The following is a 21214-nucleotide window of genomic DNA, read 5'->3' on the forward strand; positions in this document are numbered from 1 at the left end:
GACCAGCCGGAAGGACGCCGCCATGACCGCCTACGCGATAGCTCACCTTCAGGAAGCCGCCCCGCATCCCGAGATCGCCGAGTACATCGCGCGGATCACCGCCACCTTCGAACCGTACGGCGGCCGCTTCCTGGTCCACGGCGCCGCGCACGAGGTGAAGGAGGGCGCATGGCCCGGGCACGTCGTCGTGATCGGCTTCCCGTCGATCGCGAAGGCGCGCGCCTGGTGGGACTCCGACGCTTACCAGGCCATCGCGCCCCTGCGCGCACGGCACATCGAGGGCGACATCGTCCTGGTGCCGGGCGTGACCGAGGGCTACGACGCGACGGACACCGCACAGACGATGCTGGAAGCGCTCGCCGTCCGCTGACGGGCGACCGGCCGGCCGTCAGCAGGGAGCCTTGGCCGGCAGCAGCTGCTCCGCCCAGATGGTTTTGCCCGTCTCGGTGTACCGCGTGCCCCAGCGCTGGGCGACCTGCGCGACCAGGAAGAGACCCCGCCCTCCCTCGTCGGTGTGGCGGGCACGGCGCAGATGGGGCGAGGTGTTGCTGGCGTCCGACACCTCGCAGATGAGAGTCCGTTCGTGGATCAGACGCAGGCGGATCGGTCCGCAGGCATGCGTGATGGCATTGGTGATCAGCTCGCTCACGATCAGCTCGGTGGTGAAGGCGATGTCGTCCAGACCCCACGCGGCCAACTGACGAGTGGCGTTGTCACGCGCCTCGTGGACCGCCTGAGGGTCGGCGGGGACCTCCCAGGAGACGACGAGGTCCGGGGCCAGGGCGCGCGTCCGGGCGATGAGGAACGCGACGTCGTCGTGCGGATGGTCGGGCAGCAGAATGCGGACCATCGTGTCGCAGATCTCCTCCAGCGGCCGGTCGGGGTGGGCCAGGGCGAAGCAGAGACGCTCGAAGCCGACGTCGACATCGCGGTCCGAGGCCTCGATCAGCCCGTCGGTGTAGAGAGCGACGACGCTGCCCTCCTCCAGCTCGATCTCGGCCGACTCGAAGGGCAGACCGCCCAGTCCCAGCGGGGGGCCGGCAGGGATGTCGGGCAGTTCCACCGGTTCGCTGAGGTGGGCGATGGCGGGGGTGGGGTGGCCGGCCCGCGCCACATTGAGTTTCCGCGAGATCGGGTCGTAGACCGCGTAGACGCAGGTCGCCCCGATCACCACCGGTCCGTCCGTGGCCGCCTCCGCCTCGTCCGCCAGGCGCAGGACGAGATCGTCGACATGGGCGAGCAGCTCGTCCGGGGGCAGGTCGAGGTCGGCGAGTGTCTGCACCGCCGCCCGTAGCCGGCCCATGCTGGCCGCGGCGTGGATGCCGTGGCCGACGACGTCCCCCACGACAAGGGCGACGCGGGCGCCGGACAGCGGGATGACATCGAACCAGTCGCCGCCCACGCCGGCCTCGGCGTCGGTCGGCAGATAGCGGTAGGCGACCTCGACGGCGCAGTGATCGGGCAGGACCGGGGGCAGCAGACTGGTCTGGAGGGCGAGGGCCGCGTGATGCTCGCGGACGAAACGCCGGGCATTGTCCACACACACCGCGGCCCGCGCCACCAGCTCCTCCACGAGCAGCAGGTCGTCCTCGTCGAACGGATTGGGATTCTCCCAGCGCAGCAGGCTGACCACGCCCATGGTCGTGCCCCGCGCCCGCAGTGGCACCACCAGGTGGGTGTGCAGACCGAGACCGACGATTTTGGCCATGCGCTGCGGATCGTCGGCGAGCCACCATGTCGTGCGGTCCAGCACCGGATCGAGGATCGGCCGGCCCGTGGTCAGGCAACGCTGCTGCGGCGACTTCGGCGGGTACTCGGCGGGCCCCCCGATCGGCACGACCGCCTCCGGCTGCTCCTCGTGGATCGACACGTGTGCCGCCCGCTGCAGCGTGCCACCGGTGACCGGCCCCGGGGTGAGATCCCTGGCCGCGAGGACGCCCTGGAAGAGGTCGATCGCCACGAAGTCGGCGAGTTGCGGCACCAGGACCTCGGCCAGTTCCTGCACCGTGCGGTCCAGGTCCAGTGTGGTGCCTATGCGCTGCGCCGCCTCGTTGACCAGCGCGAGCCGCTCGCGCGCCCGGTCCTGGGCGGTGAAGTCGACGGCGGTGTGACACACCCCGAGCGTCTTGCCGTCGCCGTCCCGCAGCGGGAACGACGAGCGGAGCCGGAGATGGCCATGCGAGTTCCTGCGGTTCCTGCCCTGCGGGGGCGGCACATGCTCCACGGCCGGTGTGGCCCGACCCGACAGCAGGGCCTGGCGCGCCTGCCAGTCCACGGCCGACGGCACCTGCCCCGGTCCGGCGGCCGCGGCTGTGAGGTGGTCCCCGAGGTGCGCGGGCAGGCCCTCCATGGCAGCCAGTACCTGGTTCACCCACTGGAAGCGCAGCTCACTGTCGAGGACGGCGATGCCGATCGGCGAGTCCTCCAGGAGGCCGCGCAGCACGGCCTGGTCGAGTTCCCACCGGCGCGAGTCGGAGGCCTCACATGCCACGGCGAGCCAGACGGAGCCCTGCTCCGCGCGCAGCGGACACACCCGTACGGCCAGCTCGACCGGGTGTCCCGCACGGTGACGCGCGGTGATCAGGCCCTCCCAGCCCTCCCCGATCCGCTCCGCCACGGACAGCGCGGACACCGGTGAGTCCGTGGTCGAGTCCCCGCCCGTGACGCTCGTGAGGAGCGAGGCGGCGGGCCGCCCCAGCACGCTGGGCGCCGGATACCCGAGAAGACCTTCCGCCCGCTGACTCCAGTACCGGATCAGGCCGCGTGCATCCACGAGGGCGACGGCGGCAGACATGATGCCGAACGGATCGCCCCGGTCCTTGTCAGCCAGATCCCTGAGATCCATCGTGTCGGCCGCGTCCGCAGGCGGATTACCTGACACCACGGTCTCACATGCACCCCGGAGTGTCTTCGTGCCGACGGCCCGGGCGCTCGAAGGTCAGCAGCCGGCCTTGAGGCCCCAGCCGTCCTCGGCGTGCTTGTTCAGCATCTTCTCCAGCTTGTCGCTGTCCAGTGCGTCGCCGATCAGCGACTCCCGGAAGGTGACGACCTTGTACTCGTACGCGTAGCCGTTGCTCATGGGGCGGAGTCCTCCTGACTGCCAGGGCGGGTGGTGGCACCAAGGCCGGGCGCCCAGGTGCCCGATCAGGCTGTCTGTCACCGCCCGGGACGGCACTGGTAGAGAATCTGCTCGGTGGCGCCGTAGGCGGCGTTCGGGATGCGACGGCAGGACGACTCGACCCATGCGGTGATCTGCCCGTCGGCCGTTTTCCCACTGCTCTCGCCGAACATGCCGCCCCCACCGCGCCCCGCGCCGCCCAGCACCACGTACTTCAGCTTGCCGGAGTCGACCAGCTGCCGGAACTGCGCCGTGCTCGGGAACGGCACCCTCCCGCTGAAGCCGCCGAGCGGCAGCACATGGGCCCCGGTGGCGAGGATGTACGGCGCCGCGCCGCTCCAACTCGCGGTGGCGAAGACGTAGGTTGCCGAACCGCGGTGCGCGGACGTGTAGGCGAGCAACTTGCGCTGATCTGCGGTGAGTTGACCGCCCATGCTGGAGCCGCCGGGACCGCCGATGCCACCGGCACCGGCGAAGCCGCCGAAGTCGCCCAGGCCGCGCGTCCCGTCGGCTCCCGCCGCCCGGCCGCGCTGTGTTCCGCCCGCCCACGACACCCGTCCGGTACGACGACCCGCCGAGGTCACAGAACCGTGGCCGCGGCTCATGCCGGACGGGCCCACCGCGCCCATCCCGGAGTCCCGGTACGAAGGCCTGAGCACCTGCGCCGCCCAGAAACCCGGCGCGATGAGCATCGCCACGAGGGAAACGACCAGCCCGACCAGGGCGAGCCTGCCGCCGGACGCGGTACGAACGGTCCTGGCCAGCACCAGCATGACGACGGCGGCGAGACCGAGCAGACCCACCACGGGCACCAGCCACGGCAGGAACGACGGGAACCGGCCGGCGAGGTACGCGCCCCATGCCGCCGTCGCCGCCACCGCACCGGGCAGTGCCCACGCACGGGGGCCGTCCGCCCGGTAGGCACGCCACATCAGAACGACGCCGCCACCGGTGAGCGCGGCGAGGGGGACCGCGATCACGCCCATGTAGTACGTGTGGCCGCCGACACTGCCCGCGCTGAAGACGAGGAAGTATGTGGCCAGCCAGGTGCCCCACAACACGAATCCGGCACGCAGACGGTCGGTGCGCGGCTTGCCGCGGCGCCAGAGGAGACCACAGACTCCGGCGAAGGCACCCATCGGATACAGCCAGCCGGTCTGCGAGGCCAGCGACGCGCCGAACATCTTCGACCAGCCGTTCTGGTCACCGCCCCAACCGCCCCCGGCGCGGAACCTGCCCCCGGCCCCGGACCCGAATCCTGCCGCCGCCCCCAGTGCCCGGCCCCCGGCGTTCTGCGCACCCTGCGCCCCGCCCGCCCCGGTGGGACGACGGTTGGCCGCCCCGCGCCCTACGGCACCGCCAGCGCCACCGGCTCCGCTGTCCGAAGGCGACGCCTGGCCGTGCCGGCCGCCTCCGCCGCCCTGCGTGGCGCTCACACTGCCGGTGGAGGCCGCGCTGATACCGAGTGAGGAGAAGCGGTTCAGGAAGTTATAGCCGACCACCATGCTGAACGCGGAGTTGTTCGTGGTGCCATCCACATAGGGCCGGTCCTTGGCCGGGACGAGCGTCACCGCGAGCATCCACGAAACCGACACGGCAGTCATCACCACGGCGGACAGCGCGAGATGTATCAGCCGCTTCCGCAGGGCGATCGGCGCCGAGACGAGGTAGACAAGGGCGAGCGCCGGCAGCACCGCCCACGCTTCCAGCATCTTGGCTTGGAAGCCGACGCCGACCCACACACCCGCGATCACCAGAGGGCGCAGGCGGCCGTTCACGGCGGCGCGCTGGGTGGCCTCGGCCGCCAGCAGCACGCAGAGGGTGAAGGCGGGGTCCTCGACGGCGGTGCGGAAGAGCCCCACAGCCACCGGGGTCACCAGGAACGCCGCGTCGGCGATCAGCGCCGCGTGGACACCGGCCCATCGGCTCACCACGCGGTGCAGCACCAGCAGGCTGGCCACTCCCTCCAGGACCTGGGGCAGAACCAGCGCCCACGGATGAAATCCGAAGATACGGGCAGAAATGGCTTGTGGCCAAAGGAACCCCGGCAATTTGTCCAGGGTGATGGAGTTTCCCGGGTCGAAAGAACCGTAGAGGAAAGCCTTCCAGCTCTCCGCCATGCTGCGTGCGGCGGTCGCATAAAACGTGTGGTATTGGCTGTGCTCGATACCCCACGTGTACAGCACGGCCGCGAGCATGGTGATGACCAGCAGCGTCGGACGCACATATCCGGGCTGGCCCGCCGGCGACCGCCACGGAGCGCGACGAACGGCGCGTAGGGAGGCGGCCGGCCTGAGAACTGTCGTAACCATGCCCGGCATTCTTCGACACCGTCCGAGCCCGTCCATCGAGAAGTGGCGACTTTCAAGGAGATTCTTGTCAGATCGAGGCAGATTCTTTACTGGCCTTGCCTGGCCTTAAATCCGGGGAGTGCTGTGCATTGCCTCCCGCACAATTAACCCGTACACAGGAATTCAACAGATGGCGCACAGCTGCCGGAAAGGGCGCCGGGCGGGTCGGTTTCTCCCCCCTTCGTGCACCTACGGCGCTCTGGTCCACGGCCGACGCACGGGTCACGGTCGGTCTGCCTGCCCTGATGGTGGCCGGGCAACCGCTTGCAGCGGCCCCGTCGAGCCCTCAGCATGGCCCTTCCCACCCGTTGTTCGGCAGCGAGCGGCCCCTGCGCCCGAGGGCGTGCGCAGGGGCCGCGAACCGCGCAGAGCGCGACGGGCGGACAGCGGGGTCCTGTGTCCTTTCGGAAGGGGCTGGACGTGCCAGAGCCGTTTGATGCCATGACTCCTGCCGTCGCCGGCGGACCCGGGTTCCCACCGGAGGCGCCCGCACCGCCGACGCTCGGGGTGGAGGAGGAGTTCGTCCTGGCCGACCGGCACAGCCGGTCGGCTGTCCACAGGTCCCTGTCCGTCGTGGCTGCCGCGCGCGCTCACCTCGGCGGGCCGCACGCCACTCCCGAGCTCTCGTTGTCGCAGGTGGAGACCGTCAGCGCGGTGTGTCGTAGCGCCGTGGAACTGGAGGCGGAAATCGTACGATTACGCACCGGTGCGGCCGTCGCCGCGGCCGAGTACGACTGCCTGCTGGTGCCCAGCGGCATGGCGGTCCTCGGCCGTCCCGGGCCGCCACCCGTCCTCGACCAGGCACGCTACCGCGCCCTCGCCCGCCGCTTCGGACCCGTCGTCCATGGGCAGGGAGTGAACGCCTGCCACGTGCACGTCGGCGTGGCCGACCGCGAGGAAGCCGTACAGGCGGTCAACCACCTGCGCGGCTGGATGCCCCTGCTGCTGGCCCTCACCGCCAACTCCCCGTACAGCGACGGGGCGGACACCGGCTATGCGAGCTGGCGCTCGATGGTCTGGAGCCGCTGGCCCTCGGCGGGACCTCCGCCCTACCTGCGTGGTGTGGCCCACTACGCATGGGTCGTCGACCAACTCGTGGCCAGCGGAGCGGCGATGGATCCGGCCATGCTCTACTGGCACGTGCGCCCCTCCGCACACCTCCCCACCATCGAGGTGCGCGTCGCGGACGTGATGCCCGACGCCGGGACCACCACCGCGTACGCGCTGCTCGTGCGCGCCCTCGTCGCGCACGCCGTCGAGATGGTACGCGCCGGCGAACGCGCGCCCGAGGTCCCCGATCTGCTGTTGCGGGCGGCGTGCTGGCAGGCCGCCCGGCAGGGGCCGATCGGCGCCCTGCCCGGCACCCACACCCGCGACTGCGCCCCCTTGGCCGTCGGCCGCCTGATCGAGGAGCTGTGGAAACGGGTCGAGCCACACCTCAGCCGGCACGGCGACGACCGGCGTGTCGGCGACTGGCTGGGCGATGTCCAGCTCAACGGGCCCGGCTCCGCGCGACAGAGACGTGTCGCGCAACAGCACGAGGACGGCCTACGAGCCGTGGTGGACAACCTCGCCGTAGTGCTTCCGTAAATCCGTCCGTTCCGCAAACCGTCCGTTCCGCCCGGCGGACATCAGCCGCATCAGCCGATGACGTCCGTGAAGCCGTGTCCGGTGATGTCCTCTCCCGCGAGAGTGCCGGTCACGTGACATGCGCCGGTGTAGGCGCCAGGAACGTCGGAGAGTGCCTGATGGGAGACTTCGAGGGAGGCGTCGAGGGCGGGAACGGCGAGAACCCAGTTGCCGTCGTGGTCGGTTCGCTGAGCGTGAGTGATCAGATGTGTGCCGTCGGCCGTGAGTCGGGTGAGCCAGGACGTGCCGTCTCCCGCGGTGTCCCAGACGCTCAGATACCGGCCCCCGCCGAGGTCGAGCCCGAGCCAGGTGAAGCGCGGCGGCCGGGTGATGCCGGCGACCCACTGCCGGTCGAACCAGGTGCGTCCGTCGACCTGATGCGTGATGCCTTCGACGGTGATGGTTCCTGACGTCATCAGGCCGGGCAGCGCGTACTGCCCGGTGGTCCCGCCGAAGAAGGGGAAGACTCCACCGCCGCCGTTGTAGAGGACGGGTTCCTCGCGTCGCAGGGTGAGCCGGATCGACGCGGTGTCCGTCGTACCCGAGATTTCGAGTCGGTCCAGGTCTCCGCTCACGGCGAGGACCGATGTCTGCACATTGAGGGAATCCGCGGACACCTTCACATCGTCGACGGCTTCGTCGGCGTACCTGCCGCCGGCGTGGCCGTCGCCTTCCTCGCGCAGGGCGACCGTGCTGTGACAGACGCCCTGCATCGTGATCGTGTGGATCTTCACCCAGAAGACCTTCTCACCGGCGTGCAGCTTGGCGCAGAACCACCAGGAGTCCGTGTTGTCGGGGGAGGTCGGGGCGAGGTCACCTGCGGCGTCGATCAGTGTGGGGCGAGTCGTGGTCATCGAATCTCCTATTACCGGGCGGCAGTTGCCGCTTGATCACATTGAACCAAAGGGGCACTGCCCTTCAGCGGGCGCGGCGGAAGCGGGAGAACCGCGGATCGGACGCGCGGTGGCGGTGGCTCACCCTCGATGCTCCGTTGACTCCGGCTGAACGGCCGTGTAACGGTGAGGACGCGCTTTTCTCGAGAATCACTGGGTACGGGAGGCTGAACGCTGTGTCCTTCGGAAACGACAACTCCCGCCAGGCCATGGATCGCAGACTGACACCGGATCAGCTTGATGTCTTTGAGAAGGAGTTCGCCGCCCGGCCGGTGAACCGGCTGATGCAGAACGCCGTCACCCAGACAGCCGTGGACGATGTGGCCCTGGACCGCCGGATCCTCACCGGCATCGACCACTCCGTCTCCCATCACCTGGACGACTGGAAGGCCACCAACCAGAGGCAGAGCGGCCGCTGTTGGATGTTCGCCGGGCTCAACCTGCTCCGGGTCGGAGCCGCCCGGAAGCTGGGCGTGAAGGACTTCGAGTTTTCCCAGAACTACCTGCTCTGGTGGGACAAGTTCGAGCGGGCCAACCATGTCCTAGAGGCGATCATCGAGACCTCGGACCGGGATGTGGACGACCGTACTGTCGCGCACCTGCTGGCGGACCCGATCGGTGACGGCGGGCAGTGGAACATGTTCGTGGCGCTGGTCGCCAAGCACGGTCTCGTACCCAAATCGGCCATGCCGGAGACCGACAGCTCCTCCGCGACCCGGGCGATGAACCGGGCCCTGAAGACCCTCCTCCGCCAGGGCGCCCACGACCTGCGCGGGCGGGCCACCGAGGGAGTCGAAGCGCAGCGGGAGCACAAGCGGGAGGTGCTGGCCGCCGTCCACCGGGTGCTCAGCATTCACCTCGGCACGCCTCCGCAGCGGTTCCTGTGGCAGTGGGAGGACAAGGACAAGGCGTTCCACCGCGACGGCTGGCTCACCCCGGCGGAGTTCGCCGCCTCGTATGTCCAGCTCCCGCTGGACGAGTATGTCTGCCTGGTGCACGACCCGCGGGAGTCGAGCCCGGTCGGCCGCACCTTCACCGTCGAGTACCTCGGCAACATCGTGGACGCCCCGCCGGTCGTCTATCTCAACGCTGAGATGGAGCTGCTGAAGCGGCTGGCGATGGACACGATCGTCGGCGGCGAGCCGGTGTGGTTCGGCTGTGACGTGACCAAGATGATGCGCTCGGACGCCGGCGTCTGGGACGCCGGGCTCTTCGACTACGCGGCCGTCTACGACACCCCCTTCACCATGGACAAGGCCACCCGGCTGATGTACCACGACACGCAGATGACCCACGCGATGCTGTTCACCGGCGTCGACGTGGTCGACGGGAGCCCGCGCCGTTGGCGGGTGGAGAACAGCTGGGGCGAGGAGAAGGCCGACAAGGGCTTCTGGACCATGAACGACTCGTGGTTCGGCGAGCATGTCTTCGAGATCGCGGTCCGACGCTCCGCGCTTCCGCCGGAGCTGGCCGCCGCCCTCGACCAACCGCCGATCGTCCTCCCGGCCTGGGACCCGATGGGCGCCCTGGCGGACTGAGGAGACCGATGTGGCGTGCGCCGTAGCCGCGGCCTGAGCCACATGGTGCAGGTTTCGACCAAGCTGCTCGGCCCGCTCGCCGGCGCACGCGGCATGGAGATGTACGCGCACATGCTCCCGACCCACTGACCTGATCCCGACACCGCTGGAATGACCGTCCTGCCCGCGCAACTGGGCTGTGCCGTGGGCTCGGTGGCGGTGGGTGTCGCGGATGGTGGCGGACTGGATCGCCGGGGCCAGATGGGCAGGGACGACGCACATGGTGTGCCGCACACAGCGGATGCGCTCCAGTCCGGGAACACCAGCGGGGCGTGACAGACGGAGCGGTCGATGGCGGCGGCGGTCGGGGCACGGGCGCCCGGCCGGGACGAGCGCCGCTGCGCTGTGGTGGAGCGGCCTGTGCTGGAGGCGCCGGCCGCGCGCGGTGGGGCCACTGCCGCGGAACTCGCCGTAGAGACAACCAACTTGCGTGAGCAGTGCGTCACCTTCCCCGGCAAGCCGTACGAGTCCCGGCAGCGCGCCGGCGCACAGCCCAGGCGGAGGCGAAGAGCCGCTCGCTCGGTGGACGGGGTGCCGTGGAACTGGACGCCCTGGCCTTCCTCGATGGCACCAGAGTCACCCCCTGCTACCGCATCCCTCTCGAACGCCGCCTCACCACATGGCACGCCGTGTACGGGAGGACCGCCTCGGGCTCCGCGTCGTTCTCGGCTCCGGGATCAGCCGATGAGTGAGTGGAACTGCTCGATCGTACGGCGCCGCATGGTGAGGAAGGCGAGCCAGGAGCCGTCGGAGTAGTGCAGCCGGAAGCGGGCCATCAGCTGTGTGCGGGGCCGGCGTTCGACCCGGATCACCCAGGCCCGCGGCACCTCCCACACCGGGGTGCCGTCCAGGGGCCGGACCAGCCCGACGCGCTGGTCGGTCACGCGCAGCAGCAGCGCGCCGGACGTGCGTGGCATCCCTGCGGCGATGCTGCCGACCTGGGCGGACTGAGCGCCGATGTTGTTGACCAGCTGGTTCGCGATGGCCGCGCCGATGCCGACGCCTCTGGCGCTGCTGGCGGGGACGACGGAACCGTACCCCAAGAGCTGCTCACCTGGGGTCAGTTGACTGTGTGCGGAACGCTCACGGAGGGCGGACATGTCCATGATCATAGGGGGCACCGGGGGGCCACGCTGCACGGGCCCCACGTCTCGGCTTCCTTGCGCGCTTGCGTCTGGCGAGGGGGTGCCCCGGACAGTTGGCCCAGGCGGCTCAGATCCAGTGGTAGTTGGTGTCGTCCAGGGTCGGCAGGAGGCATCGGGCGGCGTCGAGCGGCGCGCTGGGGGTGGGGAGTTCGGCGACGGGCACCGGTGGGAACAGCGCCTTGTCGGCTGTGTCCTTGTAATGACTCCAGATGAGGTGGCCGGCACCGACGACGTCGTCGTACTCGACCGTGCGCAAGCGGGCGCGGACGAGGTCGCAGATGTGGACGCGGAAGACCAGGTGAAGTTTGCGAGGTGGAGCGCCGCCGGGGCGGGTGACCATGGCGTCCTGGATCCAGGTCAGCTGCGGGGGGCTGTTCACATCCGTGCCGTTCAGGCCCAGCTCCTCGTCCAGTTCGCGTGCAAGGGCCTCAAGGACGGGTTCGCCCGGTTCGACGTTGCCACCCGGCAGGGTGTACTGGTCCTGGCCGTTCTTGGCGCGATGGATGAGCGCCATCTCATCGCCGTTGAACAGAGCTGCGGCGACGCGGATCTTGATACGGGTGAACGGTTCCGCGGAGGCCACGGAGAGCTCCCTCCTTCGGTGGGCGTGATGCGGTGGCGTCCGAGCGGGACGGGTGACGCAAACAGATCGGTGAAACAGGCGTTGTACGTTGGGGGCGCCCAGCGGGTCTCCGCTCGGCGGAATCGGTGTGAGGGGGCGGGCGTTGAGCGTCGTACTGCTGGCACTTGGGGGAACGATATCGGTGCCGGGCGCCGCGCGGGGGACGCGGCTCAGCGGTGCCGAGATCACTGCGGCCGTACCAGGTCTGGCGGAGCTGGGGGTCCATCTGGACGTACGGGACGTGCACGCCGTACCCAGTGGGAGCCTCACCTTCGCGCAGATCCTCGATGTCATCGCTGTCGCCGCGCGGGCCGTGGCCGAGGGCGCGGACGGGGTCGTCGTCACGCAGGGCACGGACACCCTGGAGGAGACGGCCTTCCTGGCCGATCTGGTGTGGCCGCACGAGGCGCCGTTCGTGCTGACCGGCGCGATGCGGCAGCCGGCCATGGCGGGGGCGGACGGCCCGGCGAACGTGCTCGCCGGTGTGCGCGTCGCCATGGCACGGGAGGCGCGCGGCGCGGGTGCGCTGGTCGTCCTCAACGACGAGGTACACGCGGCGCGATGGGTGCGCAAGACGCACAGCACGAGCACCGCGACTTTCGCCTCGCCGAGCACCGGTCCGCTCGGGCACGTCGTCGAGGACCGGGTACGGATGCTCCTCGCGCCGCCCCGGCATGAGCCGCTGTCGGCCGGGTTCGACCGGGAGCGGCTCCAGGCCACCCGCGTCGCCCTGCACGTCGTCACCCTGGACGACGACGGCACACAGCTCCAGGGGCTTGAGGCCACGCACAGCGGCCTGGTCGTCGCCGGCTTCGGCGTCGGTCACGTACCCGGCGTGCTCGCGCCCCGGCTCGGCACGCTGGCCGAGCACATGCCGGTCGTGCTGACCTCCCGCACCGGGAGCGGTTCGGTTCTGCGGCACACCTACAGTGCGCCCGGCTCGGAGCAGGACCTGCGCCGGCGCGGGCTGATCGACGGCGGATACCTCGACCCGTACAAGGCCCGGGTGCTGCTCCGGCTGCTGTTGGCGGCCGGCGCCGGACACGGCGACATCGCGGAGGCGTTCGCGCTGCGGGGCTGAGCCCGTCGGCAACGGGATGCCGTCGGGTGCAGATCAGGTGCCCGCTCGTACGAGCGGTGACTTCAGTGGCCCAGAAGCAGCCCCGTCCCCGACACGTCGGCGCGGATGCCGTCCTTGTCCACGGCCACGCGCTGCAGTTGCAGCGAGCCTCCCGGCGGTTTCGGCAACTGGAAGGCGAAGGAGAAGCGGTCGGCGATCTGGGGACGGGTGAGCTTGGTCAGGGTGGTGAGCAGGGACAGGTCGAGGCCCAGTCGCTTGAGGAGGCTCGGGTGGGCGAGCGCCACGTCCACGAGGTTGATCTCGGTCAGATCGTGCAGGAAGCGTGGCGCGCCGGTGAGTTGATGGAGTTTGTCCTCGTCGTGGAGCGCGGCGCTCACCGCGCTGTCGGGGACACCCAGGCGGTGCACGATCGCCGGGACGGTCAGCATCGACTTGATCTGATCAGCCTCGCGGGTGATACGGCGTGCTGAGGCGGGGGTGAGGTGGAGGCCCTCGGAGGGCCTGGTGCCGGGCCGGTATGTCGCGAGGTCGTCGATGTCGAGCTGTATGCCGTCCACGGAGGTGGCGATGCCGCGTTCTCCCTCGCGCCGGATCTGGGCATCGGCCCGCACGCTCAGGGCACGGCCTCCGATGCGCAGCGTGCCCTGGGCTTGCACGCGGCCGGGTCCCTGAGCCGTGAAGGCCACCTGCGAGGCGCCGAGTTCACGGTTCATGTCGGCGAACGACAGCAGAACCTGGCCGTGCACCTGGCGCACGAGTGCGCCGCGCACCGAGGTCGGTCCGTCGCCGTCGATGCGTATGTCGTCGGCGGTCGCGGTGACCTGGGTGAGGGTGACTCGGTGGGCGGGGATGTCGGGGACGGTGATCCGGACCGAGTCCAGGCGCCCCGCGGCGACCTGGGTCAGGAAGGGAAATCCGCCGATCGAGACCTCGGGGGCCGCGGCGAGATGCATCGAGTCCTTGATCCGCTGGGAAGCCTTGTGCTCGGCGTAGAGCAGCGCCCACCGGTCGGCCAGGACGACGAGGCAGACAAGGGTCAGCACCCAGACGAGGAATCTGACGATGGTGGGCAGACCGGTGGCGCGATTACGACGACGGCTGCCGCGCCGGTGATTGGGCGGCTCCCAGGACTCCTCGCCGTCGTCCTGCTGGGCCTCCGCGCCGTCCTCGGTCAGGAAGTCGTCCAGCGGATTGTCCGCCAGCGACGCCAATTCGTCGTATGGATTGCGGCCGGACGGAACCTGAGCGGTGGGTGGCCCGTCCGACTGAGCAGATTGATGCGTGTGTATGTGGGGGGTACGCATCGCCAGATTTCATCACATAGTCACTCCTGGTCCGCAAGTCCTGCCTGAAGTAAGGGAAGATATGAGTCACTTCGCGACCCGCCCCCGTGGCCGGACTCACACGTTGAGGGCGTCCAGAACCGACTCCATGGCGAGGACACCGCCGAGGCCGAGGACCGCGAGCATGGTCGTATAGCGAGGACCATGATCTCCGGATGGACTCCGCTGCCGGCGAGCAGCGGCAGTGCCACGCCCGAGGCGGTGACGACGGCGACGGTCGCCGAGCCGAGGGCCACGCGGAGGATGGCCGCGATGAGCCAGGCGAGGATGATCGGCGACAGTGACCAGCCGTGGGTGGCGTTCTTGATGTAGTCCGAGATCCCGCCGTCCACGAGGACCTGCTTGAAGGCGCCGCCCGCGCCGATCACGAGCAGGATCATCGCCATCGCCTGGGCGGCCGACCGGCAGGACGCACTGACCTCTTCCAGGCTGCGGCCGGTCCGCGGGCCGAACGCCCAGATCGCGACGGCCAGCGTGAGCAGCAGGGCGATGGGCGCGGAACCGATGAAGGCGATGAAGTGCAGGACGGGCCCCGACCCGGAGGTGGCCACGTCGGTCACCGCGGCTCCGGCGATGAGTACGACGGGCAGGAGGGCCACCGAGAGCGACCAGCCCATGCCCGGCAGCTCTTCGTCGGTGAAAACGCGGTCACTGACCAGGCCGCTGGGTATGGAGGGGCCCATCCTCCGGATGAACGGAAGCCGCGGCCAGATCAGAGCGATCAGCGCACCGGCCGGGACGGCGATGAACAGGCCGTGGAACAGCGTCAGTCCGAGCGAGGCGTGGAACGTCGCGGCGACCGAGGTCGGGCCGGGGTGCGGTGGCAGGAAGCTGTGCATGGTGGACAGCGCGATCGACATCGGCAGCCCGACCCACAGCAGATTCGCCCGCGTGACACGTACGAGCGTGAAGGCGACCGGCACGATGATGACGAAGGCGACCTCGTAGAACATGGTGACGCCGATCAGCATGGCGGACAGCACCATGGCGAGCTGAACCCAGCGCGGCCCGCACAGGTCGAGCAGTCTGCCGGCTATCCGCTGGGCGGGCCGGAGTCACCCATCACCGGGCCGACCATCGCGCCGAGCCCTATGGTGAGCATGGTGTCGCCGATCTGCCCGCCGATGCCCTCGGAGAGCACGTCGGGGATCTTCTCCAGCGGGATGCCCCGGACGAGGCCGACCCCCACGGCCACCAGCAGCAGGGCGGCGAAGCCGTTGAGCTTCAGCTTCGTCATCAGGAAGAGCAGGATCAGCACACCGATGGCTACGACGACCAGTGGCATGGGCCTGTTCCCCTTTGCACCGCGATCGCCTCAATGGACCAGGTCCCCACATGAGGTGGAGCGTCTACATATGAAGATGGAGGCCAAGGACGTGGACGATCAAGGTCAATGAGTCTGCACGGAACGGGATCTGACACACCGTCCGCTCAAGCGATACCAGGGGGAGAACTTGCCGCTGCTCGGCGCGCTCTGCCGCGTCGTCGTCAGTTGTCCGGCGAGTGGGCCAGGATGTCGACGCCTCGGTGGCGGTCCGGGATCCGAGCCAGTCGCCGTTCCAGGTGGGTACGGCAGTCGGGCCACTCCGCCGCGGTGATCGAGAAGATCGCGGAATCGCGGAGCAGACCGTCCTCGCCCGGCGCCCACGACCGTGACCAGTTCCGCAGCACGCCCTCGAACCGTGCTCCCACCTTCTCGATAGCGGCTCGCGAACGGCCGTTGCGTGCGTCCGTCTTCAAGTCGACGCGCGCCACGCCCCAGTTCTCGAAAGCGTGCCGGAACAGCAGGAACTTGGCCTCCGTGTTCAGTCCCGTGCCCAGGGCCGACGCGGTCAGCCAGGTGAAACCGACCTCGATCGCGCAGAGGCCGTCCCCGGTGGGCCACAGCCGCGGATCCCAGTAGGCGGTGGCCCCCACGGCCCGCCCCGTCGACTTCTCGACCTGTGCATACGGAGCGAGCTTTCCGGCAGCGGCACGAGCGAGCTGCAGGTCGATGTACTCCTCGACCTCGCTCGCCCGAGGCACCCATGTGAACCGGTATGCGCCCCGGTCCTCCTCGGCCGAAGCAGCCAGGTCTGCGGCATGGCGATGACCCAGGGGCTCCAGACGCACGAGCGATCCTTCGAGAACCGGGCCCTCAAGCGTGAATCCCACTGATCACCACTCCCTGTCGGCGCAGACCGTCCGCACCTATCCGGGGCGTCAGCGTTCCAGAGTCGTCACGCCATGTCGCGCGAATTTGGCCCCGCCATGTGATGGCGCTCGCCTTGTGCGTCCCGTCGGACGTGATCCAGCGAAGGCCGGCCGCGGGCTTGCCGAGTGTGACCGCGCGTTCACGACGCGCCTCCACGTGCCGACCCGGGGGGCGCGCTGTCGGGATCCGGCCGGGCCGACCTGTGCGATCACAGGTTGAAGATCCGGCGGGCGTTCCCGGACAGGAACAGCTCGGTGGCCTCTTCGTCCAGGTCGAGATCGCCGAGGTGTTCCAGTGCCTGGGCCGGGGTGATCATGGGGTAGTTGGTGCCGAACAGCACCTTCCTGCGGCCCCGGCCGCGCAGATAGTCGACCAGTTCTCGCGGGTAGCGCCGGGCGGTGTAGGCGCTGGTGTCGATGTAGACGCTGACGTGTTTGTCGGCCACGGCGATCATCTCCGTGGTCCACGGATAGCCGATGTGCCCGCAGACGATGGTCAGTTCGGGGAAGTCGAGCGCGACCTGGTCGATATAGGGGATGGGGCGTCCGGTTTCGGAAGGGCGCAGCGGGCCGGTGTGGCCGACCTGGGTGCAGAAGGGGATGCCGAGATCGACGCAGGCGGCGTACAGCGGGTAGTACAGCCGGTCGGTGGGCGGCAGTTGCCACAGCCAGGGCACGATCCGCAGGGCCAGGAAGCCGAGCTCCTCAACAGCGCGGCGCAGTTCGCGTACGGCCTGGATGGGCCGGGAGAGGTCCGCGCCGGCGACCCCGCGCAGCCGTCCGTCGGACTGGGCGACGAACTCGGCCACCTCGTCGTTGCTGATCAGCGGGCCCTGAGGGCCGTACCAGGCCGCCGAAAGACCGATCTCCACGTCTGCCGCGGCCATGGCGGCCACAGTGGCCTTGACCGGCAACGGCTCCTCCAGGAGTCCCTGCCCCGTCCAGCGACGCAACGACTCGAACATCTCGTGGTTGGAGTGACGGAGCGTGGGGTGCTGCATCCACACATCGACGACCGACACGGGCTCCTCGCCCCTCTCCTGGCATCGCCGCCCATAGGCCACCCGAAGTGCCTGAGCAATCGCTTATCGCAACCCTAGTCGCTGTGGGTCACCGATGGCCACCCAAGAGGCACGGCGGCGCACCTTCGCTCGGCTGGGTCCTCGCGTCCGACCTGCCGCCGATCGGGGGAGATGGGTGCGGCACCGGGCTGTGGCCCGGCCCGATGATGTGTGCGGTTTTGGCCCCCGCTGGTCCGCCGCCCCGGGACTGGCGGACCGGCGCCCTTGCGGACGCTCTCGCGGGGTAAACGGAACCTACGCTTCCATCGGCTGTGGCGGAAGACCTCACGACGTGTGGTCCAGCTCACGTCGTCCCGGAAGTTTAGGAGGCCGGCCGTCCTCTGTGAAGCGAGCATGCTCACCGGACACAGCCTGGAAAGGCTTCGGGCCGTTCCCGTGGTTCTTCGAGCCGGAGACATACGATGGCCGAATGACCACAGTTTTGCTGAATACCTCCGCCGGGGACATCACCCTGGAGCTCGACGAGTCGAAGGCGCCGAAGACGGTGGCGAACTTCATCGAGTATGTCCGGTCCGGTCACTACGACGGCACCATCTTCCACCGGGTGATCTCCGGTTTCATGGTGCAGGGCGGCGGCATGACCGCGGACATGAAGCAGAAGGCCGCACCGCAGCGGGTGGAGAACGAAGCCAAGAACGGCCTGCACAACGACAAGTACACGGTGGCGATGGCGCGGACGTCGGACCCGCACTCGGCGAGCGCGCAGTTCTTCATCAACACCAGCGACAACGATTTTCTGAACTACCCGGGCCAGGACGGCTGGGGCTACGCGGTGTTCGGCAAGGTCGCCGCGGGCACCGAGGTGGTGGATGCGATCGACGGAGTGCGCACCACGTCCCGAGCCGGGCACGGCGATGTGCCGGTGGAGCCCGTGACGATCGTGTCCGCGCAGTTGGTCTGAGGTCGGCGACCTCAACCGCGTGGCCCCTCGATGAGGCCACGCGGTCGACCTTCCGGGCGCTGCCCAGCGCTCTTCTCTTGGGTCACGACGCCTGGCCGGGGCTCCTCTTCAGGGCCCCGGCCAGGCCTGTCCTGGGCGGCCGCAATCGCGGAGTCCACCGCGACAGCCCAGCCGCAGGTCACCCTCGGCGCCCGCCGATCGAGCAGGGTGCCGGCCAAACGCCGTACTGCACACGGCAGTTGGGCGGCATCAGCCCGTGATCCGCTCCTGGGGGGATCCTGTGACGGTTGGCCCGACGGCTCCTGGGGCTGATCGCCACTGAGTACACTCTGTGACCCGTACGGGACCAGGCGTGTCGGTGTGGGCAGGGAGTGGGGCGGTGCCGGTGACACCGGAGGCCGGTTACAGGGTCGGGGGCCGGTATCAGCTGCAGGAGCCGATCGGCCAGGGCGGGATGGGCGTCGTCTGGCAGGCCCGGGACGAACTGCTGGACCGGCGTGTCGCGGTCAAGTGCGCCCGCCCGGACGACGCCAAGGCCGCCCAGCGGCTGAAGAAGGAAGCGCGGTACGCCGCGCGGCTGCACCACCCCAACGTCGTAGCCGTCTTCGACTACGTCGCCGAGGGCGACGCCTGCTGGATCGTCATGGAATACGTGCCCTCGCGCAGCCTGGCCCAACTGATGCACGAGCGCGGCCCGCTCTCCCCGCAGGAGGTCGGCTCGATCGGCAGCCAGATCGCGGCCGCGCTGGCGAAGTCCCATGGCGAGGGCGTGGTGCACGGCGATGTGACGCCGGAGAACATCCTGGTCACCGATGACGGTGTGGCTCGGCTGACGGACTTCGGGATCGCGCGGGCCCTGTGGAGCGAGGTCACCCAGACGGCCACGCACACCACGACGGGCACGGTGCGCGGCAAGCCCCGCTATCTCGCCCCCGAGGTGGCCAAGGGCAAGGCGCCGGACGCGAAGGCCGATGTCTTCTCCCTCGGCGCCGGCCTGTTCGCGGCGGTCGAAGGCCGCTCGCCCTACGGGGAGTTCCAGCACGTCATGGGCTATCTCGCCAGAGCCCTCGAAGGACACGTGGACGCCCCGCAGCAGGCGGGCCCGCTCACCGCACCGCTCACCGCCCTGCTGCAGGTCGAGCCCTGGAACCGCCCGGACGCCGCCGAGGCACGCAGCCTGCTCACGCGCGCCGCACCGCCGCCCACGCACATCCAGGAATACATCCAGGAGCATCAGAGCCAGAGCCAGAGCGAGGAGTCGGCGACGCGGGCGACGCTGCGGCTCCGCCCTACGCAGGCCCTGTCGTCCCTCACGCTGTGGCTGCCGCGGAAGCTGCGTGGCCGGCTGACCGGCCGGCGCCGCGCGCTGACGGTCATGGCGGCGGCCCTGGCCGTAGCAGGGCTCGCAATCGGGCTGCTCGCTCTCTTCGGTCTCTGGCCGTTCGGGCACAAGGGCGGCACCGGGCACCGCTCCGACGCCAAGCCCTCGACGACGACGCAGGCTCAGGCCGGTGCCCTGGGCGACGCCCCGAGCGCCGATCCCTGCAAGGTGATGGACGCCGCGTCGCTGAGCCGTTTCGGTCACACGGAACTCGCCCCCGCCTACGGGCAGTTGAACCGGTGTGACGTACTGGTGCTGAACTCCGGCGGGGGCGAGATCGCCGACGCCGAGGTCGACTTCAGCAATGATCTCCAACAGTTCGACAGCAGCGTGGCCGTCAGGAAAGTCAGCAACGTCGAAGTCGCGTCCCTCAAGCGCGACGGGGACCAGTGCCTGCGGTTCATCACGACCCCCGACCGCAAGCAGATCGTGGTCAGCGGCAAGCGGGACGGAGCCGGCGCGCCCGACCCGTGCGCCCTGTCGGACGCCGCCGTCGACTACGCGGTCACGGTGCTGGACAAGGGCCCGGTACCCCGGCGTTCGGCGGCGTGGCCCGCGGACTCCCTGGGCCGGCTGAACGCCTGCGCGGTGCTGGACCCGGCCACGCTGAAGAAGGTCCCCGGCCTCGCGCAGCGGCCGAAGGACCGGGGCTTTGCCGACTGGACGTGTGACTGGGCCAGCCCCGACGGTCAACGCGCCTACGTGCAGTTGCAGTTCACGCAGGACAACGACCTGTCCAACAACGGACGGCCCGCGCGGGTCGCCGGAACGACCAGCTATGTCTCCCCCAAGGAGGAGGGGGACGACAGCTGCGTCGTCTACACACCGCACCGTACGTTCACGGACTCCGTCGGCGAGCCGACCATCGAGCTGTTCCGGCTGACTCTTCAGCAGCAGGGGGAGCAGAACGCCACGGTGTGCGACGGCGCCAAGTCGCTCGCGGGCGCCGCCGTACAGAACATCGCGAAGAGGCTGCCCGCCAAATGAGCCGCCCCACACAATGACTCTGCATGGGCAATGAGCCTGGCCGGACGACAGACCCGCCCCGGAATACGGACATGACACAGACACCAACCGGCATGACACGGACACCAACCCGAGTTCTCCCCGCCACCCACGGCAGCCTGGCGCGCGGCGTCTCCGCGCCGGTGCCAGGCACGCTCTTCGCCCTCGCGCTCACCGGCGGCATCACACTCCGGCCGGGGGAGGGGCGCGAGGTCCTGTTCGGCCGTAACAGGCCCGAGGTCCACGTCTGTCTGGGCGAGGACGATCCGCGCGTCAGCCGCTACCAGGGCACGCTCACGCATCGGGACGGCCGGTGGTGGCTGAGCACCAGCGGGCAGCTGCCGATCCGCTGCCCCGAGGGCCGGCTGTTCTTCCGCGGCGAGGAACCGCTTCCGCTGTCCACCGGCTACACCCCGCTGTTCGTCCAGGGTTCGCGGGGACGCGAGCACCTGTTCGAGGTCTTCGTCACCGGCGCCGACGACGAGCCTCCGCGCCCCCGGCACACGGACACCACCCGCCCGCCGCGGGTGTGGGTGCTGACCGAGCAGGAGAAGCTGGCCCTCGTCGTACTCGGCCGGCGCTATCTGCTGCACGAGCCGAAGCCGCAGCCGCTGACCTGGAAGCAGACGGCCGCTCAGCTCGTCGAGTCGCAACCGGGGGCCGGCTGGACGGACAAGCGCGTCGAGCACATCGTCAACGCTGTGCGCACCCGGCTGTCCCGCGATGGCGTGCCGTATCTGACCCGCGAGGAGGTCGGCGAACCGGTCGGCAACGCCCTGAACGACCATCTCCTGCGCGCCCTGCTGGCCTCCACGACGCTCGTCCCGATGGACCTGGCCCTCGTCGAGGCGACCTGAGGCCGAAGCCCCGCCCGCGAGCCACCATGGACAACC

At 69.7% G+C, this 21214-nt stretch carries 16 protein-coding genes and 1 pseudogene; 7 read left to right on the forward strand and 10 right to left on the reverse strand.

The genetic code is table 11. The annotated features are described in order from the left end of the window. The first annotated feature begins 22 nt into the window (after window positions 1-22). Window positions 23-370, forward strand: coding sequence for a DUF1330 domain-containing protein (locus tag AV521_RS19520; protein ID WP_076089735.1), 348 nt, complete (start codon window positions 23-25; stop codon window positions 368-370). An 18-nt stretch (window positions 371-388) separates the two neighbouring features. On the opposite strand, the gene AV521_RS19525 is transcribed toward AV521_RS19520, so the two are convergent. The 3 genes from AV521_RS19525 to AV521_RS19535 all read right to left on the reverse strand — a co-directional run bounded on the left by AV521_RS19525 (window position 389) and on the right by AV521_RS19535 (window position 5343). Next, the gene (locus AV521_RS19525; protein ID WP_076089814.1) at window positions 389-2794 is read right to left on the reverse strand and encodes a SpoIIE family protein phosphatase; all 2406 of its coding nucleotides are present in this window, start codon (window positions 2792-2794) and stop codon (window positions 389-391) included. 144 nt (window positions 2795-2938) lie between these two features. Continuing rightward, complete coding sequence (locus AV521_RS19530; RefSeq protein WP_079249321.1) at window positions 2939-3079, reverse strand: DUF4177 domain-containing protein; 141 nt, start codon at window positions 3077-3079, stop codon at window positions 2939-2941. Between the two features lie 77 nt (window positions 3080-3156). After that, on the reverse strand, window positions 3157-5343 hold the full coding sequence (locus tag AV521_RS19535; protein WP_256725625.1) for a glycosyltransferase family 39 protein: 2187 nt from the start codon (window positions 5341-5343) through the stop codon (window positions 3157-3159). Window positions 5344-5910: 567 nt separating this feature from the next. Between AV521_RS19535 and AV521_RS19540 the strand changes: the two genes are divergently transcribed. Then, window positions 5911-7059: a glutamate--cysteine ligase gene (locus AV521_RS19540; protein ID WP_076089736.1), complete on the forward strand. Its 1149-nt coding sequence runs from the start codon at window positions 5911-5913 to the stop codon at window positions 7057-7059. A 50-nt stretch (window positions 7060-7109) separates the two neighbouring features. On the opposite strand, the gene AV521_RS47735 is transcribed toward AV521_RS19540, so the two are convergent. Then, window positions 7110-7952 carry a lipocalin-like domain-containing protein gene (locus AV521_RS47735; protein WP_107480953.1) on the reverse strand — a complete coding sequence of 281 codons (843 nt, stop codon included), beginning with the start codon at window positions 7950-7952 and terminating at the stop codon, window positions 7110-7112. 215 nt (window positions 7953-8167) lie between these two features. Between AV521_RS47735 and AV521_RS19555 the strand changes: the two genes are divergently transcribed. Beyond that, window positions 8168-9529 (forward strand): aminopeptidase C, encoded by a 1362-nt coding sequence (locus tag AV521_RS19555; RefSeq protein WP_218639360.1) that lies wholly within the window; start codon window positions 8168-8170, stop codon window positions 9527-9529. 716 nt (window positions 9530-10245) lie between these two features. Here AV521_RS19555 and AV521_RS19560 read toward each other — a convergent pair. Together AV521_RS19560 and AV521_RS19565 are read right to left on the reverse strand one after the other, a co-directional pair. Further along, a complete protein-coding gene (locus AV521_RS19560) occupies window positions 10246-10668 on the reverse strand; it encodes a hypothetical protein (protein WP_143658628.1) in 423 nt (140 codons plus the stop codon). A 112-nt stretch (window positions 10669-10780) separates the two neighbouring features. Continuing rightward, window positions 10781-11296 (reverse strand): NUDIX domain-containing protein, encoded by a 516-nt coding sequence (locus tag AV521_RS19565; protein ID WP_076089738.1) that lies wholly within the window; start codon window positions 11294-11296, stop codon window positions 10781-10783. Between the two features lie 142 nt (window positions 11297-11438). Here AV521_RS19565 and AV521_RS19570 point away from each other — a divergent pair, with 142 nt between their 5' ends. Then, a complete protein-coding gene (locus tag AV521_RS19570; protein WP_076089739.1) occupies window positions 11439-12416 on the forward strand; it encodes an asparaginase in 978 nt (325 codons plus the stop codon). Window positions 12417-12478: 62 nt separating this feature from the next. Here the strand turns inward: AV521_RS19570 and AV521_RS19575 are convergent, their stop codons facing one another. The 4 genes and pseudogenes from AV521_RS19575 to AV521_RS19590 form a co-directional block, all read right to left on the reverse strand. After that, complete coding sequence (locus AV521_RS19575) at window positions 12479-13627, reverse strand: DUF2993 domain-containing protein (RefSeq protein WP_256725626.1); 1149 nt, start codon at window positions 13625-13627, stop codon at window positions 12479-12481. A gap of 189 nt (window positions 13628-13816) precedes the next feature. Continuing rightward, window positions 13817-15044: pseudogene (locus AV521_RS19580) on the reverse strand (gluconate:H+ symporter). Between the two features lie 203 nt (window positions 15045-15247). Continuing rightward, entirely contained in the window at window positions 15248-15913 is a 666-nt protein-coding gene (locus AV521_RS19585; RefSeq protein WP_076089740.1) for a GNAT family N-acetyltransferase, read from the reverse strand. Between the two features lie 248 nt (window positions 15914-16161). Then, window positions 16162-16974 carry an amidohydrolase family protein gene (locus AV521_RS19590; RefSeq protein ID WP_076089741.1) on the reverse strand — a complete coding sequence of 271 codons (813 nt, stop codon included), beginning with the start codon at window positions 16972-16974 and terminating at the stop codon, window positions 16162-16164. A gap of 469 nt (window positions 16975-17443) precedes the next feature. Between AV521_RS19590 and AV521_RS19595 the strand changes: the two genes are divergently transcribed. The 3 genes from AV521_RS19595 to AV521_RS19605 all read left to right on the forward strand — a co-directional run bounded on the left by AV521_RS19595 (window position 17444) and on the right by AV521_RS19605 (window position 21178). Next, entirely contained in the window at window positions 17444-17935 is a 492-nt protein-coding gene (locus tag AV521_RS19595; RefSeq protein ID WP_076089742.1) for a peptidylprolyl isomerase, read from the forward strand. A 379-nt stretch (window positions 17936-18314) separates the two neighbouring features. Continuing rightward, window positions 18315-20303 carry a serine/threonine-protein kinase gene (locus tag AV521_RS19600; protein ID WP_076089743.1) on the forward strand — a complete coding sequence of 663 codons (1989 nt, stop codon included), beginning with the start codon at window positions 18315-18317 and terminating at the stop codon, window positions 20301-20303. 92 nt (window positions 20304-20395) lie between these two features. Beyond that, entirely contained in the window at window positions 20396-21178 is a 783-nt protein-coding gene (locus AV521_RS19605; RefSeq protein ID WP_107480954.1) for an FHA domain-containing protein, read from the forward strand. Window positions 21179-21214: the final 36 nt, after the last annotated feature.

This window comes from Streptomyces sp. IMTB 2501, assembly GCF_001953885.1.
In the GTDB taxonomy this organism is placed as follows: Bacteria; Actinomycetota; Actinomycetes; order Streptomycetales; family Streptomycetaceae; genus Streptomyces.

What these genes read in the sequence shown, in the direction of transcription:
- AV521_RS19520 (WP_076089735.1), top strand. Translation starts at nt 23, where the DNA reads ATGACCGCCTACGCGATAGCTCACCTTCAGGAAGCCGCCCCGCATCCC.
- AV521_RS19525 (WP_076089814.1), bottom strand. Translation starts at nt 2,794, where the DNA reads ATGTCTGCCGCCGTCGCCCTCGTGGATGCACGCGGCCTGATCCGGTAC.
- AV521_RS19530 (WP_079249321.1), bottom strand. Translation starts at nt 3,079, where the DNA reads ATGAGCAACGGCTACGCGTACGAGTACAAGGTCGTCACCTTCCGGGAG.
- AV521_RS19540 (WP_076089736.1), top strand. Translation starts at nt 5,911, where the DNA reads ATGACTCCTGCCGTCGCCGGCGGACCCGGGTTCCCACCGGAGGCGCCC.
- AV521_RS47735 (WP_107480953.1), bottom strand. Translation starts at nt 7,952, where the DNA reads ATGACCACGACTCGCCCCACACTGATCGACGCCGCAGGTGACCTCGCC.
- AV521_RS19560 (WP_143658628.1), bottom strand. Translation starts at nt 10,668, where the DNA reads ATGTCCGCCCTCCGTGAGCGTTCCGCACACAGTCAACTGACCCCAGGT.
- AV521_RS19595 (WP_076089742.1), top strand. Translation starts at nt 17,444, where the DNA reads ATGACCACAGTTTTGCTGAATACCTCCGCCGGGGACATCACCCTGGAG.
- AV521_RS19605 (WP_107480954.1), top strand. Translation starts at nt 20,396, where the DNA reads ATGACACGGACACCAACCCGAGTTCTCCCCGCCACCCACGGCAGCCTG.